Annotated in this window: 22 protein-coding genes and 1 pseudogene; 13 read left to right on the top strand and 10 right to left on the bottom strand. The window is 68.1% G+C overall.

The window, feature by feature from the left end; genetic code table 11:
• Positions 1-206: 206 nt before the first annotated feature.
• Positions 207-1,448 carry an FAD-dependent oxidoreductase gene (locus OG326_RS17270; RefSeq protein ID WP_327145662.1) on the bottom strand — a complete coding sequence of 414 codons (1,242 nt, stop codon included), beginning with the start codon at positions 1,446-1,448 and terminating at the stop codon, positions 207-209.
• 84 nt (positions 1,449-1,532) lie between these two features.
• Entirely contained in the window at positions 1,533-2,096 is a 564-nt protein-coding gene (locus OG326_RS17265; protein ID WP_327145661.1) for a DUF4334 domain-containing protein, read from the bottom strand.
• An 87-nt stretch (positions 2,097-2,183) separates the two neighbouring features.
• On the opposite strand from OG326_RS17265, the gene OG326_RS17260 reads away from it, so the two are divergent.
• The 5 genes from OG326_RS17260 to OG326_RS17240 all read left to right on the top strand — a co-directional run bounded on the left by OG326_RS17260 (position 2,184) and on the right by OG326_RS17240 (position 6,433).
• Complete coding sequence (locus OG326_RS17260) at positions 2,184-2,375, top strand: hypothetical protein (protein ID WP_327145660.1); 192 nt, start codon at positions 2,184-2,186, stop codon at positions 2,373-2,375.
• A gap of 100 nt (positions 2,376-2,475) precedes the next feature.
• Positions 2,476-3,489, top strand: a complete 1,014-nt coding sequence (locus OG326_RS17255) for a hypothetical protein (RefSeq protein WP_327145659.1) — start codon at positions 2,476-2,478, stop codon at positions 3,487-3,489.
• A gap of 5 nt (positions 3,490-3,494) precedes the next feature.
• Positions 3,495-4,481, top strand: a complete 987-nt coding sequence (locus OG326_RS17250) for a hypothetical protein (RefSeq protein ID WP_327145658.1) — start codon at positions 3,495-3,497, stop codon at positions 4,479-4,481.
• A 13-nt stretch (positions 4,482-4,494) separates the two neighbouring features.
• Entirely contained in the window at positions 4,495-5,793 is a 1,299-nt protein-coding gene (locus OG326_RS17245; RefSeq protein WP_327145657.1) for an adenylosuccinate synthetase, read from the top strand.
• 10 nt (positions 5,794-5,803) lie between these two features.
• On the top strand, positions 5,804-6,433 hold the full coding sequence (locus OG326_RS17240) for an NUDIX domain-containing protein (RefSeq protein WP_327145656.1): 630 nt from the start codon (positions 5,804-5,806) through the stop codon (positions 6,431-6,433).
• 123 nt (positions 6,434-6,556) lie between these two features.
• Here the strand turns inward: OG326_RS17240 and OG326_RS17235 are convergent, their stop codons facing one another.
• The 3 genes from OG326_RS17235 to OG326_RS17225 all read right to left on the bottom strand — a co-directional run bounded on the left by OG326_RS17235 (position 6,557) and on the right by OG326_RS17225 (position 9,071).
• The gene (locus OG326_RS17235; protein WP_327145655.1) at positions 6,557-7,318 is read right to left on the bottom strand and encodes a MerR family transcriptional regulator; all 762 of its coding nucleotides are present in this window, start codon (positions 7,316-7,318) and stop codon (positions 6,557-6,559) included.
• Between the two features lie 40 nt (positions 7,319-7,358).
• Positions 7,359-8,255 carry an alpha/beta fold hydrolase gene (locus OG326_RS17230; RefSeq protein WP_327145654.1) on the bottom strand — a complete coding sequence of 299 codons (897 nt, stop codon included), beginning with the start codon at positions 8,253-8,255 and terminating at the stop codon, positions 7,359-7,361.
• A 231-nt stretch (positions 8,256-8,486) separates the two neighbouring features.
• A complete protein-coding gene (locus OG326_RS17225; RefSeq protein WP_327145653.1) occupies positions 8,487-9,071 on the bottom strand; it encodes a TetR/AcrR family transcriptional regulator in 585 nt (194 codons plus the stop codon).
• An 87-nt stretch (positions 9,072-9,158) separates the two neighbouring features.
• Here OG326_RS17225 and OG326_RS17220 point away from each other — a divergent pair, with 87 nt between their 5' ends.
• Together OG326_RS17220 and OG326_RS17215 are read left to right on the top strand one after the other, a co-directional pair.
• A complete protein-coding gene (locus tag OG326_RS17220) occupies positions 9,159-10,133 on the top strand; it encodes a quinone oxidoreductase family protein (protein WP_327145652.1) in 975 nt (324 codons plus the stop codon).
• A 150-nt stretch (positions 10,134-10,283) separates the two neighbouring features.
• Positions 10,284-11,141: an SDR family oxidoreductase gene (locus OG326_RS17215; protein ID WP_327145651.1), complete on the top strand. Its 858-nt coding sequence runs from the start codon at positions 10,284-10,286 to the stop codon at positions 11,139-11,141.
• A gap of 96 nt (positions 11,142-11,237) precedes the next feature.
• On the opposite strand, the gene OG326_RS17210 is transcribed toward OG326_RS17215, so the two are convergent.
• From OG326_RS17210 to OG326_RS17195, 4 genes are read right to left on the bottom strand one after another with little or no spacing between them, the layout of a single operon-like run.
• Positions 11,238-11,495 carry a YciI family protein gene (locus OG326_RS17210; RefSeq protein ID WP_327145650.1) on the bottom strand — a complete coding sequence of 86 codons (258 nt, stop codon included), beginning with the start codon at positions 11,493-11,495 and terminating at the stop codon, positions 11,238-11,240.
• A gap of 17 nt (positions 11,496-11,512) precedes the next feature.
• The gene (nusB, locus tag OG326_RS17205) at positions 11,513-12,031 is read right to left on the bottom strand and encodes a transcription antitermination factor NusB (protein WP_297628906.1); all 519 of its coding nucleotides are present in this window, start codon (positions 12,029-12,031) and stop codon (positions 11,513-11,515) included.
• 19 nt (positions 12,032-12,050) lie between these two features.
• The gene (efp, locus tag OG326_RS17200; RefSeq protein ID WP_327145649.1) at positions 12,051-12,614 is read right to left on the bottom strand and encodes an elongation factor P; all 564 of its coding nucleotides are present in this window, start codon (positions 12,612-12,614) and stop codon (positions 12,051-12,053) included.
• A gap of 58 nt (positions 12,615-12,672) precedes the next feature.
• Entirely contained in the window at positions 12,673-13,797 is a 1,125-nt protein-coding gene (locus tag OG326_RS17195; RefSeq protein ID WP_327145648.1) for a M24 family metallopeptidase, read from the bottom strand.
• Between the two features lie 152 nt (positions 13,798-13,949).
• Between OG326_RS17195 and OG326_RS17190 the strand changes: the two genes are divergently transcribed.
• From OG326_RS17190 to aroB, 4 genes and pseudogenes are all read left to right on the top strand, one after another.
• Complete coding sequence (locus OG326_RS17190) at positions 13,950-14,411, top strand: A24 family peptidase (protein ID WP_327145647.1); 462 nt, start codon at positions 13,950-13,952, stop codon at positions 14,409-14,411.
• Between the two features lie 82 nt (positions 14,412-14,493).
• Positions 14,494-15,702 carry a chorismate synthase gene (gene aroC, locus OG326_RS17185; RefSeq protein WP_327145646.1) on the top strand — a complete coding sequence of 403 codons (1,209 nt, stop codon included), beginning with the start codon at positions 14,494-14,496 and terminating at the stop codon, positions 15,700-15,702.
• Positions 15,699-16,217, top strand: a pseudogene (locus OG326_RS17180) (shikimate kinase); the annotation flags it as partial. The gene aroC and the pseudogene OG326_RS17180, both read left to right, overlap by 4 nt.
• A gap of 740 nt (positions 16,218-16,957) precedes the next feature.
• On the top strand, positions 16,958-18,073 hold the full coding sequence (aroB, locus tag OG326_RS17175; protein WP_327145645.1) for a 3-dehydroquinate synthase: 1,116 nt from the start codon (positions 16,958-16,960) through the stop codon (positions 18,071-18,073).
• A gap of 97 nt (positions 18,074-18,170) precedes the next feature.
• On the opposite strand, the gene OG326_RS17170 is transcribed toward aroB, so the two are convergent.
• Positions 18,171-18,656, bottom strand: a complete 486-nt coding sequence (locus tag OG326_RS17170) for a B-4DMT family transporter (RefSeq protein WP_327145644.1) — start codon at positions 18,654-18,656, stop codon at positions 18,171-18,173.
• Between the two features lie 136 nt (positions 18,657-18,792).
• Between OG326_RS17170 and OG326_RS17165 the strand changes: the two genes are divergently transcribed.
• Together OG326_RS17165 and OG326_RS17160 are read left to right on the top strand one after the other, a co-directional pair.
• On the top strand, positions 18,793-19,431 hold the full coding sequence (locus OG326_RS17165; protein ID WP_327145643.1) for a helix-turn-helix transcriptional regulator: 639 nt from the start codon (positions 18,793-18,795) through the stop codon (positions 19,429-19,431).
• Between the two features lie 13 nt (positions 19,432-19,444).
• Entirely contained in the window at positions 19,445-19,897 is a 453-nt protein-coding gene (locus tag OG326_RS17160; protein ID WP_327145642.1) for a DUF3291 domain-containing protein, read from the top strand.
• Positions 19,898-19,899 lie beyond the last annotated feature (2 nt).

Here is a 19,899-nt window from a genome sequence, read left to right as displayed (position 1 = left end):
GACCCACAGCGGCAGGCTCGTTGGCAGCCTGAGCAGCAGGACCGGCCGACGAAGGTTGAACTCGCCGAATCGCTCGCGGACAAGCCGTCGAAGAACCGCTGGCGGACGAGCCATCGAAGCTACCGAACAGACGCCTGAGCCATCGAAGCTACCGAACGGACGCGTGAGCCGACGAAGCTACCGAACAGGCGCGTGAGCCGACGAAGCTACCGAACCGGTGGGCGGCGGGCGAAATCTGGTGCGTGCTCGGGCAGGACGCCGCGGCCGACGAACAGCGGTGGCAGGTCCCGCACGAGGGGGATGCGGCGGAACAGGCGCAGTGCGAGCGGTGCGCGCTGGGCATTGGACAGATTTCGCCGGCCCTCCACCGCGGGGCCGACGACGAGCGCATGAATGATGCGCTGCACGGTCTGGGTGACGACGGTGGGCAGGGTGCGGCGGCGCTGGACACGTGCCAGATCCGCTGTGGTCACGGTGCGTGAGAGCAGTTCGGGCGCAAGAATTCTCGCGGCCGCTACCGCGTCCTGCACCGCCAGATTGATGCCGACGCCGCCGACCGGGGACATGGCGTGCGCGGCATCACCCAGGCACAGCAGTCCGTCGGTGTACCAGCGGTCGAGGCGGTCGAGCTGCACATCGAGCAGCTGCACCTGATCCCAGTCGTGCAGAACGTCAGCCCGATCCGCGAGCCACGGGACGGCATCCGCCAGGCTCCGCATGATCACCTCGACCGATTGCCGCTGCCGCAGCGCGGGATCATTGCCCTTCGCGAGGAGGGTCGCGCACTGCCAGTAGTCGCCGCGATCGAGCATGACGGCGAAGCGGTTCTGCGTCAGCACGGGAACCGCACCCGCCGGATCGGTGTCATGACGCGGGATGCGGAACCACCAGACATCGAACGGGGTGGCCCACGAATGCGAACCGAGACCCGCCGCGGCGCGCAGGATGGAGCCGCGACCGTCGCACGCCACCGTGAGATCCGCCCGAATCGTGCCGGTGGCACCGTCTTTCGTGCGATAGCGCACACCGACGACCCGGCCCGCCTCCCGCACCGGCTCCGTCACCTCGGTGTTCATTCGCAGCCGGAAGGTGGGTTCGGTGTCGGCGGCGCGCGCCAGCAGATCCAGCAGATCCCACTGCGGAACCATGGCGATGTACTTGTGCCGCCCCGGAATGTTCCCGAAGCTCGCCACGGTCACCATTCGGCCGCCGATCGGCAATTGCACCGAATTCATCCGCCGCTGCGGCAATTTCGCGAATTCCTGGCCCAGCCCGAGCTCGTCGAGCAGGTCGAGGGTGGTCGGATGCACGGTGTCCCCGCGGAAATCGCGCAGGAAATCACCGTGCTTCTCCAGCACCGTCACTTCGACCCCGGCGCGCGCCAGCAGCAATCCCAGGATCATGCCCGCCGGACCACCACCGGCAACAAGACAGGTCGTGCGTTCCATCGGGTACCCCTCCCGAGCGACAACCATCGATACTCCCGATGGTAGGCCGCAGGCGCACCCCGGCCGCCCGCTTACCGCGAACGGCTACCGGTTGCGGAAGAGGATGAAGAAGTACGGATCTCGCATTCCGCGCATATCCATGACGCCCAGCAGGGTGTCCTCGTCGACTTTGCGGAAGACGTCGATGATCGGCAGGTGGTCGTAGATCATTGCGGCACTGGACTTTCCGCGGAATTCCAGATTGCGCAGGCGGGCGCGCGGGATGCGGGTGCACAGTAGCGGCCGCAGGACACCGAGCGAGCGGCGGACCGGGCGCAGGGCTGCGACCGGCACCTTTCCGGCCAGGAAGAGCGGCACCCGGCGCGGGTCGACGGGGAACACCTCACCATCGGGTCCGGCGAACAGCAGCGGTTGCACGGAGTCCGCGTCATCGAACTGCTTTCCGCACCACCCGGATTCGACCAGCACGCCCTGCCACGGATGCCCGGTGTCGAGTTCGTCCCCGCCCCAGCGGCCGGTGGTGATCTCCTCCACCCGCACCGCAGGCAGCGCGTCGAACAGCGCCCACGCCTGCTCCGGGCTGCAGCCGTCGGCCCGCAGCGCGGCCAATCGCGCCCCGGCGTCCGATACCGATTCACCGACAACCATCCCAGGCCTCCTCGCCGAGTGGATGAAAGATTCCATGTCACATTATCTCAGCGGCGGGAAATCGGTTCGCGCACAGAGGCCCGAACCATGCCGATCGAACTGTCGCCGCACGTGTCCGCAGCCAGTCGACTCACCGCACACTGGTGCACCGCCGCAGATGCGGACGACTTCGTCGTCTCCGGATGCGGGGTGTGGCCGCTCTCGGCCCTGGCCGTCCATCGGACCATCGGTACGGCCGTGGGCGCGGGCTGGGTGGCACAGCCGGTGCGGGACAACTGAATCGGCGCGGCGAGCGCACGGCCGCACCGTTCTAGTCGTCTCGACAATTAGTTTCCCGAATCGCTGGCGCTTCTAGTTTTAGTCGCCTAGTCTAAAACGCATGACGACGGTGCGAGACACGGTGCAGGACATTCAGGCGGCAAGGCGGCCCGAGGACCTCTTCGGCAGCGCCACAACCGATTCCGCTGCCCGCAGGGACGGGCAGCGCCGGTATCGCCGGCTGGCCGCGGCGGTTCACCCCGATCGGGTGGCAGCCGACGAATCGGAGATGGCCGGGGCGGCATTCGTGCGACTGGGCGAGCTGTACAAGCAGTGGCTGAACCTCGATGACGCGAGCATGCACGTGACCGGGGCGCACGGGACGTACCCGGTCGGCAGGCTGCTGGCGCGCGGGTCGGTGACCGATCTCTATCGCAGCGGCAGCGATCGGGTCGTGAAGATTCCCCGGCGCTCCGCCGCCAACAAGCTGCTCGCCGGTGAGCGAAATGCGCTGCGCGACCTCGCGATCACGGCCGAGGAGCACAACTGGTTGCGACCGTATTTTCCCGAGCTCGTGGACACCGTCGATCATCTGGACGCGGGCGAACACCGGACCGTGAACGTACTCGGTGCGCTCACCGAAGGATTCGTGACGCTGGAACAGGTGCGCGCCGCCTATCCGGACGGGCTCGATGCGCGCGACTACGCCTGGATGCATCGGCGGCTGCTGCGCTGCCTGTCCGGGGCGGCGCTCGCCGGATGGGTGCATACGGCCATCACTCCGGCGAATGTGCTCATTCATCCACGGCTGCACGGTGTGGTGCTGGTGGGCTGGTCGTTCGCGACCCGGCCGGGCACGCCCGCCGCCGCGACCCTCGGCTCGCTCGACTATCCGCCGGAGATCCACGATGCGGTCTCCCCCGCCACCGATGTCCACCTCGCGCACCAGCTGATGCTCACCATGCTCGGCACTCGCGCGCCCACCGCCATGCGCACCTTCGCGGCGGGCTGTATGCAGCCCGATGCGCGGCTGCGCCCCGACGCCGCCGATCTGCTCGGCGAATTCGACGATCTGCTCGACCGGCTCTACGGACAGCGCCTCTTCCGGCCGTTCGAGCTCACGAAAGGACAGTGATAACAATGGGTTACGGAAATTGGGACGACAGCGCCTACGACGCCGCCCGCACCTTCCGCGCCGCCCGCGGCCTCGACGATTTCGGCTACACCGCCGATATGCGGTCGGTGCCCTGGGACAAATGGACGGCGCACACATCGCTCGATCCGAAGAATGTGGGGATGCGGGAGTCCCGCGATTCGGCTGATCACGGGAACTCGCTGCCCATCGCGGTGCTGTTCGATGTAACCGGGTCCATGGGCGCGGTGCCGCGGATCATGCAGGAGAAGCTCGGCAAACTGCACGGGCTGTTGCAGCGCAAGGGATATGCGGACGATCCGCAGATCATGTTCGGCGGGATCGGCGATGCCGATACCGATCGGGTGCCGCTGCAGGTCGGGCAGTTCGAGTCCGACAATCGGATGGACGAGCAGTTGCGACTCATCCTGCTGGAGGGCGGCGGTGGCGGGCAGAAGTCCGAAAGTTATGAACTGGCCGCCTATTTCATGGCCCGGCACACCGCCACCGACGCGTGGGACAAGCGTGGACAGAAGGGTTACCTGTTCATCGTCGGCGACGAGCTGAACAAAGATCGCCTGGCCTCGCGACACATTCGGAATGTCATCGGCGACAAGGTATCCCAGGATGTCTCGGTCGAGTCCATCTACCGCGAGCTCGCCGATCGCTGGCACGTGCACTACATCCTGCCCAATCAGTCCAGCTACTACGGGGATCCGGAGATCGCCGAGCACTGGCGGGGACTGCTCGGCGAGCGGTTCCTGCGCCTGGACGATCCGGCGGCGGTGTGCGAGCTCATCGCGCTGACCATCGGCATCGGCGAGGACCGCATCGATCTCGGTGCGGGACTGGCGGATCTGCGCGATATCGGCTCGCTCGACGAGGCGGATGCGGTCGGCAAGGCGCTCGCACCCCTCGGCGCGGGGCGGCGCACCCGCAGTGCCGGCGCCCTGCCCGCCGGCACCGGTGACGACGACGTCGATTTCGGAAACTAGAAGGGAGAGAGCAATGTTCGGTGATCGCCACCTGATCGTGGTGGACCTCGGGTTCGGCGACGCCGGCAAGGGGGCCACCGTGGACTGGCTCTGCGCACCGGAGACGGGACTGGACGTGTCCGCCGTGGTGCGGTTCAACGGCGGTGCGCAGGCGGCCCACAATGTGGTCGCCGGCGGACGCCACCACACCTTCCGGCAGTTCGGGTCCGGCACTTTTTCCCGGGTGCCGACCCTGCTGTCCCGGCACATGCTCGTGGAGCCCATCGCGCTGGCCGCCGAGGCCCGCGCGCTGGCACTGCTCGGCATCGCCGATCCGCTCGCGCTGATGTCCGTGGACGAGCGGGCGCTGCTCACCACCCCGATCCACGGGGCCGCCAACCGTTGCGGGGAGGATGCGCGGGGTGCGTCCCGGCACGGTTCGTGCGGTATCGGCATCGGGGAGACGGCGAGTTACGCGCTCGAGCACGACGCCCCGCGGGTGGGCGATTGCCGGCGGCCGGAAGTGCTGCGGCGCAAGCTGATCGCGCTTCAGGAGCACTATCGGCCGCTCCTGGCGGGCAGTGGGCACCGGTACGACTCGATCGATGATCTCGTCGATGTGTACACCGAATTCGCTCGGGCCGTGGCGATTCTGCCCGGCGATCAGCTGGCCGTCTTCGCCGAGAGCGGGCGGCTGGTGTTCGAGGGCGCGCAGGGGGCGCTGCTCGACGAATGGCGGGGGCTGCACCCGTACACCACCTGGTCGACGGTGGAACCTCGTCATGCGCGCGCCATGCTCGCCCGGATCGATGCGCCCGGATATGTCCTGGGCATCACCCGCAGCTACTTCACCCGGCACGGGGCGGGACCGTTCCCGACCGAGGATGCGGAGCTGCGGATTCCCGAGCGGCACAATGGGACCGGCGCCTACCAGGGTGAATTCCGCACCGGGCACCTCGATCCGATCCTGCTGCGCTACGCGGTCGATGCCTGCGGGGGCATCGACGGTCTGGTCGTCAACCATATGGACGCGGTCGGCGATATCCGCACCGCCACCGGATATCTCACCACCGACGGCTATGCCGACCGGCTCGACTGCGGCACCTGGCAGGACCTCGACCACCAGCAGCGGCTGACGGACCTGCTGAACGACGCGACACCGGTGCTCGCGGACCTGCCCGCCGACGTGCCCGGCTACCTCGAAGCCGAACTCGGGGTGCCCGTGGCGCTGACCGCACACGGCCCCGATCGCGCCGACCGCCGCGCCCGATCCGTGCAGCTCACCCGGCCCGCGCGGGCCGATCACACGATCGCTCCCCCCACTACGGCATGATTGACCCCTTGTGGAGCAACAATCCGCAGTATCCATCGATGTGATCGCCCTGCGCTACGGCCGCGACGACGCGACCGTCACCGTGGGCATCGCACCCCGCGAGTGGGAGCCGTTCGCCGGCGCGCTCGCCCTGCCCGGCGTCCTGCTCCACCGTGGCGAACGGCTCGAGGCCGCCGCCCGCCGGGCCGTGCACACCAAACTCGGTGTCCCCGAACAGGCCATCCTGGCCGTGGGTCAGCTCGCCACCTTCGACGAGCCCAATCGCGATCCACGCGGGCCGACGCTGTCCATCGCCATGTGGTCCGTCATCGCCGACCACAACGCCGACGCCGCCGAATGGCTTCCGTTCGAACGCATTCCGGCCCTGGCCTTCGATCACAACCGGATCGTCGACACCGCACGCGAGATCTTCGCCGAAATGCTCTGGAAGCACCTCGAATTCACGCGCCCGCTGGTGGGCGAGCAGTTTCCGGCCACCCGCGCGGTCGAACTCACCGCCGCGCTCGAAGGCTCCCGCCCCGACCCCGGCAACCTCAACCGCACCCTCGCAGCCCTTCCCGGCTTGACCCGCACCGGCGAGCGCGTGCGCGTGAAAGCAACCGGCCGCCCGGCCGCCGTCTGGGCCTTCACACCGCAGTAGCAACCACTCCCCTCACACCGGCAGCCGACCGAATTCGGGCCATCCCCCAGCGAAACGTCGCCGAGCGGGCTCTGGTTGTGGCGACACGCCGAGAAGGACCGCAACCAGAGCCCGCTCGGTGCTTCAGCTGTCGTGCGTGAGCGCGGAGGGGTGGGCTGGGGTATCTGCGGTTCGGCGACGTTCGGCGCGGTGGGCGAGGGCCTCGAGGAGGCGTTGCCATGCCGGTGAGGCCTCGGAGATGCGGGCGGAGATCAGCCGGTTGCCCGGGCCGCCGCCGTCTCGTTCGTACTTGATCTCCCAGGCGTCCATATCGTCGATGAGCCGGTCCAGGCGTGGGTCCTGCGGATCCCAGTCGACCGATTCGTCACAGGCAAGATACAGGCGAATCGTCTCCGGGTCGTCGAAGCCGGCGTTCTTGTCCCGGATCCGCTGCGGCATGGAGCCAGGGTCCAACGCCTGCAGCAGAATCCATGAGTCGCGCTCGAGCCGTACCCGCTGTTCGCTGACCCCGAAACCGCGCATCCGGTCCAGGATGTCGACCACCTCGGCGGGCAGGACAAGCCTTTCACCACTTGCCAATTCGGTGATGCGACTCCGATATTCGTTGAGCTGGTCGATCTTTCGCCGCAGCGCCGCGTCGATATCGGTGATCGCCGCGGCGAACTCGGGCGGCTGCGCATGCAGCAGCGTATCGATGCGGGCCAGCGGCACTCCGGCATCGGCGAGAGTCCTGATCCGGATGAGATCCACCGCCGCCTGCGCGCTGTAGCTGCGGTACCCGGAGGCATCGCGCTCGGGCTCGGGCAGCAGACCGACGTGGTGGTAGTGGCGGACAGTGCGCACGGTCACGCCGGCGGTCGCCGCCAGCCGGCCGATCGTGAGCACTGTCCTCCTCTGGTCCGTGCGATGCGTGATGGTGCCGATTCTAGGGGCGCGCCACCCGGTCCACGACGTCGCGGATCGCCTGGACCACCGCATCGGGGCGGTCGAAACAGAGCCGGTGGTGGAAGGTATCGGAGAGAATGCGCTGCTCCCCGTGCGAAACAGCGTTCACCAGAGCCGCATCCATTCTCGTCCTGCCGTCGTGCATGGCGGCCAACGTCTGGGCAGGGCCGCCGCCCACCACGGAGAGCGCGACCATGGGCACGTCAGGAATGTCGGGTCCGGCGCGCAGTTCGGTGGCGAGTGCGGTCAATCCACGGCGCTCGGCAAGGCCGGCGCGCATCCAGTCATCACTCAGGCAGGCATCCATCAGTGCTCGCCGCACGTGCTCCGGATAGTCCGCGTACAGCTCGCCGTACATCTCGAGCTGAGCCGGGCGTATCTCCTCGAGCGCTCCGTCCGGATCAGGCGCCATCTGCTCGGTCGCCGCCAGACTCGCTGCGGGCGGCATGAAGTCGTCCCAATCACGATGCAGGGCGTCGAGCCAGACCAGGCCCGCGACATCCTGCGGGTACAGCTGCGCGAACCGGTGCGCGAAGAACCCACCGAGCGAGTGTGCCGCGAGAACGTATGGGGCAGGGATGTTCTCGGCGCGCAGCAAATCGTGCAGTTCCGTAGCTACCGCAGCAGCGGTGCGCGGCAGTGGGAACGGATCGCTGTAACCCGAGCCGCCGCGGTCGTACACCACGGCGGTGGTGAACCGTGAAACCTGCTGCTGGACACCGAAATAATCCAACCCCACCGCGCTCGCACCTGGCAGGAACACCACCGCCGGTCCCCCACTACCCGACCGGTGCACAAAAATCCGCCGGCCGTCGATCTCCTGAAATCCTCCGATCGGCGGCGCAAGCCGCTCAAAAGAAGTGCTGTTGTTCGTCATACGACCACCCTCCAACCCTGACGCAGGGTCAAGGTCAACCCCACACCTTTTGTCCGAATTGTGGCATTCGTCGTACTGCCTGTATGCCCCAGCGGCACACGGGGAGTCGTCACGAAGAACTCGGACGTCAGCGCCCCGGCAACCACCTGCCTCCGTCACAAATAGCGCGCTTGCCGTGTCAGCCAGCGCGGCACAAGGTTCCGCCGCCAGTTCCAGTCGGCAGAACCGCGGTTAATCCGGTTGGCGGAGTACGGATTCCACGAGGGTGCGGATGGCGCTGCGGAGGCGGTCGGTTTCGCCCGCGCGGGCCATGGCGCGAGCCACGTCGGAACCCACTGCGCTGAACAGCAATCGACCGGCGGCTTCGGCGTCGAGGTCGGGGCGAGCCTCGTGGAGCAGGGTGGTGATGTGGCGGTCCCAGGTGCCGTGGAATTCGGCGGTGCGGGGGTGCGGGGGCATGGAAGCGCCGGTGTAGGCGGCCATCAGCTCGACATTGTCGGCCATCATGACGGTCATCGCGTCGAAGAAGGCCAGTAGTCGGTCGCCGGCGGGGGCGCCGGGGCCCAAGGGGGGCGGGTCCTCGGAAATGGCGGCCATCAGGGCTTCGGCGGGCTCGGCAACCAGGGCGTAGAGCAGGCCTGAGCGACTGCCGAAGCGGTGGAAGATGGTGCCCTTGCCGACCCCGGCCGCGGCGGCGACCTTGTCCATGGTGATGGCGTCGGCGCCGTGGTCGGCCAGCAGCGTGCGGGTGGCGGCCAGGATCGCACGGCGATTGCGGGCGGCGTCGGCGCGTTCCCGGGGCTGCTCAGCAGGCATTTCCTCGACTTTCGTTGACAAGTTGACCGTCGGTCCATATCGTCGTGAAGCATAAGTGGACCGTAAGTCAAGTTATGGGGTATTTCAATGCAGGCAATCCTATTGACCGCGACCGGTGGACCCGACGTCCTGGTGCCGAGTGAGGTGCCCGCGCCGCGTCCGCAGCCGGGTGAGGTACTCGTGCGCAGCGAGGCGATTCCGGTGCTGTACCCGGAGGCCATGCTGCGCTCGGGGGCGTTTCCGATCCCGCTGGAGAAGCCGTTCGTTTTCGGCACGCAGGCGGTCGGCGTGGTCGTCGAGGTGGGCTCGGGGGCGGATGCGGGATTGATCGGGCAGCGGGTCCTGGTGGCCGGCAACGCCTTCGGCACCTATGCCGAATTCGTCAGCGCACCTGCGGAATCCGCGGTCCGGATTCCGGACGCCGTATCGTCCGTCGATGCCGCCGCGCTCTCCATGAGCGGATCGGTGGCCATTCCGCTACTGGAGACCGCCAAGCTGACCGGTACCGAGACCGTCCTTATCGAGGCGGCCGCAACGGGAATCGGCGGCTATCTCACGCAGCTGGCCAAGGAATACGGCGCGGCCCGGGTCATCGCCACCGCGGGTGGCCCGGAGAAGGCCGAGCAGGCCCGGAAATTCGGCGCCGACGTGGTGATCGACCACCTCGATCCGCAGTGGCCGCAGCACCTGCGCGAAACTCTCGGCGGCGCAACGATCGACGTCGTCTTCGACTCCATCGGCGGCGAATCCGCGCTCGCCCTGCTGGATCTCATGACCCCGCTGCGCGGCCGGATGCTCAGCTACGGCTTCCTCTCCGGCACACCGGCACAGGTGACGTCCATGGATCTGATCATGCGCGGACTCACGCTGGTCGGCTGCTCGGGGCCGGATTGGCTGGCCTGGGTCGCGGGATCGCGCGCTGCCGCACTGGACCGCGCCGCCGACGGCTCGCTCACCCCGCTGGTCGATCGGGTACTCCCCCTCGCTCAGGCGGCCCATGCGCATCGACTTCTGGAAGACCGGGCAGCCAAGGGCACCATCGTGCTGCGCCCCGGTCGATAGGTCGCGGAAAGCGGCGGCCCACCGCGGTCGCCGCTGACCCGACCGACCTCGACAACGCAAAACGGGAGAATCCAGGCAGGAAACGGCCGGACGGATAGAGTCGGTAATCGACAGCGATGTGGTGAATGACAAGCCCGGAAGCGAGGCTCCATGAGCTCCTCGAACACCGTTCTGATCACCGGCACCTCCTCCGGCATCGGCCTGGCCACCGCGGTGGCCTCGGCGAAGGCGGGCTGGCAGACCATTGCCACCATGCGAGATGTCGGCAGAGCGGGCGCGCTGCTGGACGCCGCGAACGAGGCGGGCGTCGCCGGGCTCATCCGCGTGGAGGCCCTGGACGTCACCGATCCCGGCTCGATCTCCGCCTGCGTGCAGCAGGTCGTCGCCGACTACGGCCGGCTCGATGCCGTGATCAATAACGCGGGCGCGGGATACGTCGGCACCATCGAGCAGACCGGGCTGGAGCCGGTGCGAAATGTCATGGAGGTCAACTACTTCGGCGTTGTCGAGGTCACCCATGCCGCCATGCCGCATCTGCGCGCCTCGGGCGGGCGGCTCATTACCGTCACCAGCGTCGGCGGCGTCATCGGCCAGCCCTTCAATGAGGCGTACTGTGCGGCCAAATTCGCGGTCGAGGGCTTCATGGAGTCGCTCGCACCGGTCGCCGCCACCGTCGGCGTGCACGTCACGGTGGTCGAACCCGGTGCGGTGGCAAGCGAATTCGTGGCCAGCCAGCAGATCGACATCGCCGGACTGCTCGCCGCCGCCGGACCCTACGCCCCCGCCCTGAAGTCCTATATCGAACGCACCCAGGGCGCGTTCCGCAATGCCCAGACCTCCGAGGGCGCGGCGGCCTCGATCATCGAGGCGCTCACGGCGGAGGAGCCGCCCTTCCGGGTCCAGACCTCCTCCTGGGCACGCGGATTCAGCTCCACCAAGCTCGCCGACCTGGACGGTTCCGCAGTCCAGATGGTCACCGCGAGCTGGGTAGCCCAACCCGTCCACTGACCACGATCGTGTGGGCCGATCCGGGCACAACCTGCTCGCGACCGGCCACCGCGAAATGCGCTCAGCCCTGCGGGATCACCGCTCGAAAGCTGGCACTCAGCCGGTGATTTCCCACTCGTACACGGTGAGTTCCGAGGCGCCGCTGGTGTGAATGGGATCGGTGAAGACCAGATCCCGGGCGGCATCGAGGTTTTCGGCGAGAATGACATAGGCGCCACCGCTGTTATCGGTGAACTTGCCCGTCTCGACCAGGTGCCCGCGCGAGCGGATGGCGTCGAGCCAGTCCCGATGGGGCTGTGCCACAGCCGGATCGAAGCGCGGGGTGCGCATTGCCAGCACCAAGTACTTGCGCACCCTGCGCCTCTCCCTAGTTAATTCTGTTCGTCGTCGGTGCGCGGCGTGGCGCGGGTGGCGGCCGCCGCGGCCCGGACCTGCGGCGCGACCTGCACCACCTGACCGAGCACACCATTGATGAACGAGGGCGAATCGTCGGTGGAGAGCTCCTTGGCCAGCTCCACCGCTTCATCCACCGCCACCACGGGCGGAACGTCATTGGCGTGGAACAACTCCCACACCGCGACCCGCAGGATGGCACGATCCACGGCGGGCAGCCGGGACAGGGCCCAATCCTGCAGATAGGACTCGATGGTGCCGTCCACCCGGTCCAGATCGTCGGCGACGCCTTCGACCAGCACGCGGGTGTAGGGGTTCACCGGGGCCACCGAATCGTCCCGCACGGAGAGCGAGACGCGTTCGGACAGCAGTTCCGCAGGGTCGATGTCACGGGCTTCTGCCTCGAAGAGCAGATCGACCGCACGTCGGCGCGCCTTGTGTCGCGCACCCAGCTTCTTGAAACTCGCGGACTTCTTGTCCTGGGGCTGATTGGCCACGGTCACCAGTATCCGCGCGTCAGGAGTTGACGCGGCTGATGTAGGAGCCGTCACGGGTATCGACGCGCAGCTTGTCACCCTGATTGATGAACAGCGGCACCTGGATTTCCGCGCCGGTCTCCACGGTGGCGGGCTTGGTGCCCGCGCTGGAGCGGTCGCCCTGCAGACCCGGCTCGGTGTGGGTGACCACGACGTCGATGGCGACGGGGAGCTCGACGAAGAGCGCCTCACCCTCGTGCATGGCGATCTGCACCTGCATGTTCTCCAGCAGGAAGCCCGCGTTCTTGCCGAGGGTCCCCTCCTGCAGGTGAATCTGGTCGTACGTCTCGCCATCCATGAAGATGAAGTCCGAGCCGTCGTGGTACAGGTAGGTCATATCGCGACGATCGACCGTCGCGGTCTCCACCTTCACACCGGCGTTGAAGGTCTTGTCGACCACCTTGCCCGAGACCACGTTCTTCAGCTTGGTACGCACGAAGGCGGGACCCTTACCCGGCTTGACGTGCTGGAACTCGACAATCTGCTGCAGATTGTTGTCGATCTTCAGCACGAGGCCGTTCTTGAAGTCGCTGGTATCCGCCACTGTCCTCGGATCTCCTGTTCTAGTTCCATTCGCGGCTGGCCGCGCTGGCAGACCGGCGTCATTCGACGACGGTCAGGTCTTTGCTGGTGCGGGTGAGCAGCTCCGGGCCCCCTTGGCGAACCACGAGCGTATCCTCGATCCGGACTCCGCCGCGGCCGGGGAAATACACACCTGGCTCGACGGTCACCGCCACGCCATCGAGAAGTGTACCCGTGCCCGTTTTGGCGATTCCGGGCGCTTCATGGATCTGCAGGCCGACACCGTGTCCGAGGCCGTGGACGAACAGCTCGCCGTAGCCCGCCGCCTCGATGACCGAGCGGGCGGCGGCGTCCACCGCGCGGGTCGACACACCCGGGGCCAGTGCCTCGCGTCCCGCCCGCTGCGCCGTATTGACCAGGTCGTAGATCTCGCGCTGCCAGTCCGAGGGCTGACCCAGGACGAAGGTGCGCGTCATATCCGAGTGGTAGCCGCCGAGCATCGCGCCGAAGTCCAGCTTCACGAAATCACCCGTGGCCAGCACCGCCTCGGTCGGACGATGGTGCGGGACGGCCGAATTCGGGCCGGCGGCCACAATCGTCTCGAAGGCGATGGCATCGGCGCCGTGCTCGAACATCAGCCACTCCAGCTCGCGGGCGACCTGCCGCTCGGTGCGACCGGGGCGCAGGCCACCGCGCTCGAGCAGGGTGGCGAGGGCGGTGTCCGCGGCGGCGCAGGCGGCGGTGAGCAGGGCGACCTCGTGCGCGTCCTTCACCATGCGCAGCTGCTCCACCAGGCCCGAGACCGCGACCAGCTCGAGGCCGGTGACCAGGCCCTCGAAACCGCGATGCTGTTCGACGGTGAGCACATGGCTCTCGAAACCGACTCTGCCGGTCTGCCACTCCCCCGCGATCTCCACCACGCGGCGGGCGCTGGCCCGGTTGATCTCGGCCCGCAGATCGGGGACCTGCTCGCCGACCTGAGTGATGTAGCGGCCGTCGGTGCAGATGACGGTGCGGTCCTCGGAGCTGTCCCAGGAGTCCACCAGCAGTGCGGCATTCGATCCGGTGAAACCGGTCAGATAGCGGATATTGATCAGGTCCGTGACCAATAGCGCGTCGACGCGGTTCTCGACGAGCAGGTTCCGCAGGTTGGCCCGGCGCGCCGCGTAATTGGGGCGCCCGCCCGGATCGTGGTCAGCAGACATGCGTCCAAGCTACCGCCGACACGCCGCAACACCGACACCCAACACGTATCTGCCCGAATTGGGCGAAAGCCTGGTTGTTCACATGCCAAGTGGTTCTCCACAATTCGTGATTGCACCGCCCACGGCGGCCTTCGGGGCGGCAGGCTCGAGGTATGCGATTGCTGCCACTGCTCGTCCTCGCCGCCTGGTGCGCGGCGCTCAGCTGTGTCGATCTGCGCATGCGGCGACTGCCGAATTCGCTGACGCTGCCCGGTGCGGTCGCGGTGCTCTGCTACGGCTCGGCTATCGGTCGTCCGGCGGCCGCCGTGCTCGGTGCGCTTCTGCTCGCCGTGCCCTATCTACTCGTACATCTGTGTGCCCCGGCCGCACTCGGGGCCGGTGATGTGAAACTCGCACTCGGGCTCGGCGCCGCGACCGCACTGGGCGGTGCGCACGCCTGGGTGTGGGCGGCGCTGGCCGCACCCGCGATCACCGCGCTGGCCGGGGTCGGCACGCTGCTCACACAGGCGGTGGAACCCGGGGATTCGGCGGGACCGGACCCGCCGATCGGTACCCTCGCGCACGGTCCCGCCATGTGCGCCGCCAGTGTGCTTGCGCTCCTTGCCACGCCGTGACCGCGCTGCCGGCCGCACCATGACCCGGGTCACGCCGGACCGCGTGTCCGGGTAACCGTATTCACGTGGAAAGATGTAACCCGTGTTGCGCTGGATAACTGCCGGAGAATCCCATGGCCCTGCTCTCGTCACCATCCTCGAGGGGATGGTGGCCGGTGTCGAGGTGAGCTCTGCCGATGTCGGTGCACAGCTGGCCCGACGGCGGCTGGGCTACGGCCGTGGCGCTCGGATGAAGTTCGAGGCCGATGTGGTCACCCTGGTCGGCGGCGTGCGCCACGGCCGCACCATGGGCGGGCCGGTCGCCATCGAGGTCGCCAATTCCGAATGGCCCAAGTGGACCCAGGTCATGTCCGCCGATCCGGTGGACGAGGCCGAGCTCGCCGAGCTGGCGCGCAATGCGCCGCTCACCCGGCCCCGGCCCGGGCACGCCGATTACTCGGGCATGCTCAAGTACGGCTTCGACGACGCCCGCAATGTGCTCGAGCGCGCCAGCGCCCGCGAGACCGCCGCGCGCGTCGCGGCCGGGACCGTGGCCAAGAACTTCCTGCGACAGGCGCTCGGGGTCGAGGTGATCTCGCACGTGGTGTCCATCGGCACCGCGGCCGATACCACCGGCTTCGTGCCGACCGCCGCGGATCTGGACGCCATCGACGAGAGCCCGGTGCGTGCTTTCGACAAGGACGCCGAAGCCGCCATGATCGTCGAGATCGAGGCCGCCAAGAAGGACGGCGACACGCTCGGCGGTGTGGTCGAGGTCGTGATCGAGGGGCTGCCCGTCGGACTGGGTTCGTTCACCAGCGGTGAGGCGCGGCTGGATTCGCGACTCGCGGGCGCGCTCATGGGAATTCAGGCCATCAAGGGTGTCGAGGTGGGTGACGGTTTCGAGACCGCGCGCCGCCGCGGCAGCCAGGCCCACGACGAGATGAAGCCCGGCCCCGACGGTGTGCTGCGCTCCACCAATCGCGCGGGCGGGCTCGAGGGCGGTATGACCAACGGCGAGCCGCTGCGAGTGCGCGCCGCCATGAAGCCCATCTCCACCGTGCCGCGCGCACTGTCGACGGTCGATATGTCCACCGGTGACGAGGCTGTCGCCATTCACCAGCGCTCCGATGTGTGCGCGGTGCCCGCGGCCGGTGTGGTCGCCGAGGCCATGGTCGCCCTGGTCGTGGCGCAGGCGGTGCTGGAGAAGTTCGGTGGCGACTCGCTGCCGGAAACCGTCGACAACATCAACGGCTACTTGAAGCGAATCAACGCGCGCCCGCACGTACCCTCGGGCAACGCGCCACAGTGACCGGCGAAACCGATCAGCAGCCGCCGAGCGTGGTGCTGGTCGGTCCGCCCGGTGCGGGTAAGTCGACGATCGGCCGCAAACTCGCACGCGAACTCGGCGTGGACCTCTACGACACCGATGCCGGGATCGAGGAGCAGACCGGGCGCACCATTCCGGAGATCTTCGCCGAGGACGGGGAACCGGAGTTCCGGCGCATCGAGGAACAGGTGGTGCGCGACGCCGTCCTGGCCGGACACGGCATCATCTCCCTCGGCGGCGGCTCGGTGCTCTCGGTCACCACCCGGGAACTGCTGCGCGGCCGCACCGTGGTGTACTTGGAAATCAGTGTGGGCGAAGGACTTCGGCGCACCGGGGCCAGTACCAACCGCCCGCTGCTCAACGGCGCCGATCCGGCCGCCAAATACCGCGAGCTCATGAAGATCCGCCGCCCGCTCTACCGCGAGGTGGCGAGCGTGCGCGTGCGCACCGACGGCCGCAGCCCCGGCCGCGTCGTCAAAATGATCCTCGGCAAGCTCGGCCTGGAATCGACCCTGCCGCAAGAGGATACGACCCCCGACCTGCCACCCGTCCCCCTGGAACCGAACGACTCCAGTCGCTCCCGCTCGCGTCGTCGCCGGCGTCGCGGCCGCAGCCGCGCCGACAGCGCAGCCCCCACCCAGCCGAATCCCGCAGCACCCGAGGCAGTCCCGTCCGCCTCCGCGCAGCCGACCCCCGCCGACCCGGACTCCGGAACCGGCCCCGACGACCCCGCGACCAAACCCGCCCGCCGCAGCCGCCGGTCTCGCCGCCGCAGCCGCCGCCCGGCGGGTCCCGCCACCGGCGCCACGACGGCCGATGCCACGGGCGGCAGCAGCGCCGCAACGATCGCGGAAGGCGGCGCCTCGGGAGCGGGCGAACCGCGGCCGGATTCCGGCTCCGCCACAAGAGGTTCCGCGGGCTCGGATGCCAACCCCGCCGCAGCAGCCCAGCCAACCGACTCCGACGCTTCCCCACGGGCCTCGACGCGTGGCGGTCGTCGCAGGGCTGCCGCCAATCGGCGATCCGCAGCCCGAAGCGCAACGACGGAAGGAACGCAAGCCACGACCGGGGGCGCTATTGCGAATCCGGCTGCTGAACAACAGGATTCGGGGACGCAGAGTGCGCCGGGGGCCGGGCGGTCGCGGCGGGCTCGGGCCCGCCGGGCGCGGGCGCGGGCTCGGACCGGACCCGAATACGGACCAGAACAATCCGCACGAGAAGAATCGGAGCAGTCTCTATGAGCGAGCCGACCCGCATCGAGGTCCGCACCGCCGACCCGTACCCGGTGATCATCGGGCGTGGCCTGCTGGGCGATCTGGTGGACGAGGTGACCCGCAGTTCCGCCGTGCGCACGGTCGCGATCTTCCATCAGCCGCCGCTGGCCGAGACCGCCGAGGTGGTGCGGAAGGCGCTGGCGGACAAGGGCATCGACGCGCACCGCATCGAGATTCCGGATGCCGAGGACGGTAAGGATCTGGCCGTCGCGGGCTTCTGCTGGGAGGTGCTCGGCCGCATCGGTCTCACCCGCAAGGACGTGATCATCAGCCTCGGCGGTGGCGCGGCCACCGACCTGTCCGGCTTCGTCGCCGCCACCTGGATGCGCGGTGTGAATATCGTGCACGTGCCGACCACCCTGCTGGCCATGGTGGATGCGGCCGTCGGCGGTAAGACCGGCATCAATACCGAGGCGGGCAAGAACCTCGTCGGTTCCTTCCACGAGCCGGCCGCGGTACTGGTCGACCTCGCGACGCTGGAAACGGTGCCGCGCAATGAGATCGTCGCGGGCATGGCCGAGATCATCAAGGCCGGTTTCATTGCCGACCCGGTCATCCTGGAGCTGATCGAACGCGATCCGCAGGCCGCGCTCGACCCGACCGGCGAGGTGCTGCCCGAGCTCATTCGCCGCGCGGTGCAGGTCAAGGCCGATGTGGTCGCCGCCGACCTCAAGGAATCGGATCTGCGCGAGATCCTCAATTACGGCCACACCCTCGGCCATGCCATCGAGCGCCGCGAGCGCTACCGCTGGCGTCACGGCGCGGCCGTCTCGGTCGGCCTGGTCTTCGCCGCCGAACTCGGCCGCCTCGCGGGCCGTCTCGACGATGCCACCGCCGAACGCCACCGCAGCGTGCTGGCCAGTGTCGGCCTGCCCACCAGCTACGACGCCGATGCGCTCCCCCAGCTGCTGGACACCATGCAGACCGATAAGAAGACCCGCTCCGGCGTCCTGCGCTTCGTGGTCCTGGACGGTCTGGCCAAGCCGGGCCGCCTCGAAGGCCCCGACCCGTCGCTGCTGGCCGCGGCCTATTCGGCGGTCGCCCGCGAGGGCAGCACCGGCGGCGCGATCCTGCTGTAGTCAGCGCGAAGACGTCCGCTCACAACGGATTTCACACAGCAACGCCCGCAGTCGATTCGACTGCGGGCGTTCTGCATTATGTCCGGGTCCGGGCGTGTCAGACGCTCGCCGGCTGCTTGTTCAGGGAGACGGTGTCATCCGAGGCGCCCGAGCTCTTCTTGTGATCGCGGCCGACCAGGTAGCGGCCGATGGCCACACCGATCATGGCCGGGATGAAGATCAGCAGGATGATGAAGGACGCACCCGAGGTCATCTCGAAGAGCAGACCATTGGAACCGAGATCGAACTTGGGCACGAAGCCCAGGATCCAGGCCACCAGGCCGCTGCCGAGCCCACCGGCCAGGCCGGCCTTCAGCCAGCGCATGGTGAGATCCGCGCCGTCCTCGGGTTCGACATTCGCCCGCCGATCGGCGCGACCGTCGAGAACGCCCCAGGCGACCACCGCGACCACCATGACCACCAGGCACAACATTCGCATCCACGCACCATTGGTCGGCCAGTCCACCATCGCGAAGCCGAGCAGGGCACGCAGCACAACGGTCAGCGCTCCCAGTACAACGGCGCGCAACACCCACGCATTCATGATGATCACCTTAACCTGCGAACCGGCTCGTCCGAACTGAAACTCGTTCTAGAACTGTATCCCGTTCGCTCCGACACGGCCCGGACGGGCACCCACGCCACCGCGACACCTTCCGACACGCTGCTACAAAGGCAGGGTGAGCACCGACGAAAGCTCCGCGAGCATCGAGGCCGTCGCCCTGCTGCAGGATCCGATCCGCAGGCGGCTCTATGAGCATGTCGCCGCCGCGGACCACGATGTGAGCCGCGATGAGGCCGCGGCCGCCGCCGAGATCAAGCGGCCGCTCGCCGCTTTCCACCTCGACAAACTCGCCGAGGCCGGATTGCTCGACGCGGTGTTCCGGCGACCGGAGGGCAAGACCGGCCCGGGTTCGGGACGTCCGGCGAAGTTCTACCGCCGTGCGGATGCCGAGTTCGCGATCAGCCTGCCCGCCCGCGACTATCGCACGCTCGCAACGGTTCTCGCCGAGGTGATCGAACATGCCGGACTCGAGGACGCCGTCGCGGCGGCCGCCGCACAGCACGGTCCGGCGGTCGCGGGTCGCGATCTGATGGAGGCGCTGCGCGAGCGCGGTTATGAGCCGTACCTCGACGGTGCGGTGATTCGCCTGCGCAACTGCCCTTTTCACCGGCTGGCCGTGGATTTCCCGCCGCTGGTCTGCGGCATGAACCTCGCACTGCTCGAGGGCCCGGCCACCGAGGCCGGGTGGACGGCTCGGATGGATCCGGCGCCGGGCAGATGCTGCGTGAGCCTTTCTAAAACAAATACTGACTAGTTATAGTAGAGATATGCCTCTCGCTCAGCTCAATATCGGGCGCCTCGTCGCACCCGAAGGCGACCCGCAGGTCGCGGAGTTCTATGCCGAACTGGACCGGATCAATGCCGTCGCCGAGGCCTCCCCCGGTTTCGTCTGGCGCCTGGTGGACGGCGAGTCGAACAATGCGACCTCGCTGCGCCCCTACGCTGCCGATCCGGACATGCTCATCAATATCAGCATGTGGGAGTCGCGCCAGGCGCTCTTCGACTACGTGTACCGCAGTGCGCACATGGAATTCCTGCGCCGCCGCCGCGAATGGTTCGTCCCGCTCGGCAAGGCCGTCACCGTGCTGTGGTGGGTTCCGATCGGCCACACCCCGACCGTCGAGGAGGCCATGGCGCGCCTCGAACACCTCGAGGCGAACGGGCCGACGCCGCATGCCTTCACATTCCGCAGCGCGTTCGAACCGCAACCGGCCGGTTAGCC

This window comes from Nocardia sp. NBC_01327 (assembly GCF_035958815.1).
Lineage (GTDB): Bacteria > Actinomycetota > Actinomycetes > Mycobacteriales > Mycobacteriaceae > Nocardia.
The sequence above is the reverse complement of the archived record's forward strand: the minus strand, read 5'-3'. Positions and strand labels throughout refer to the sequence as shown.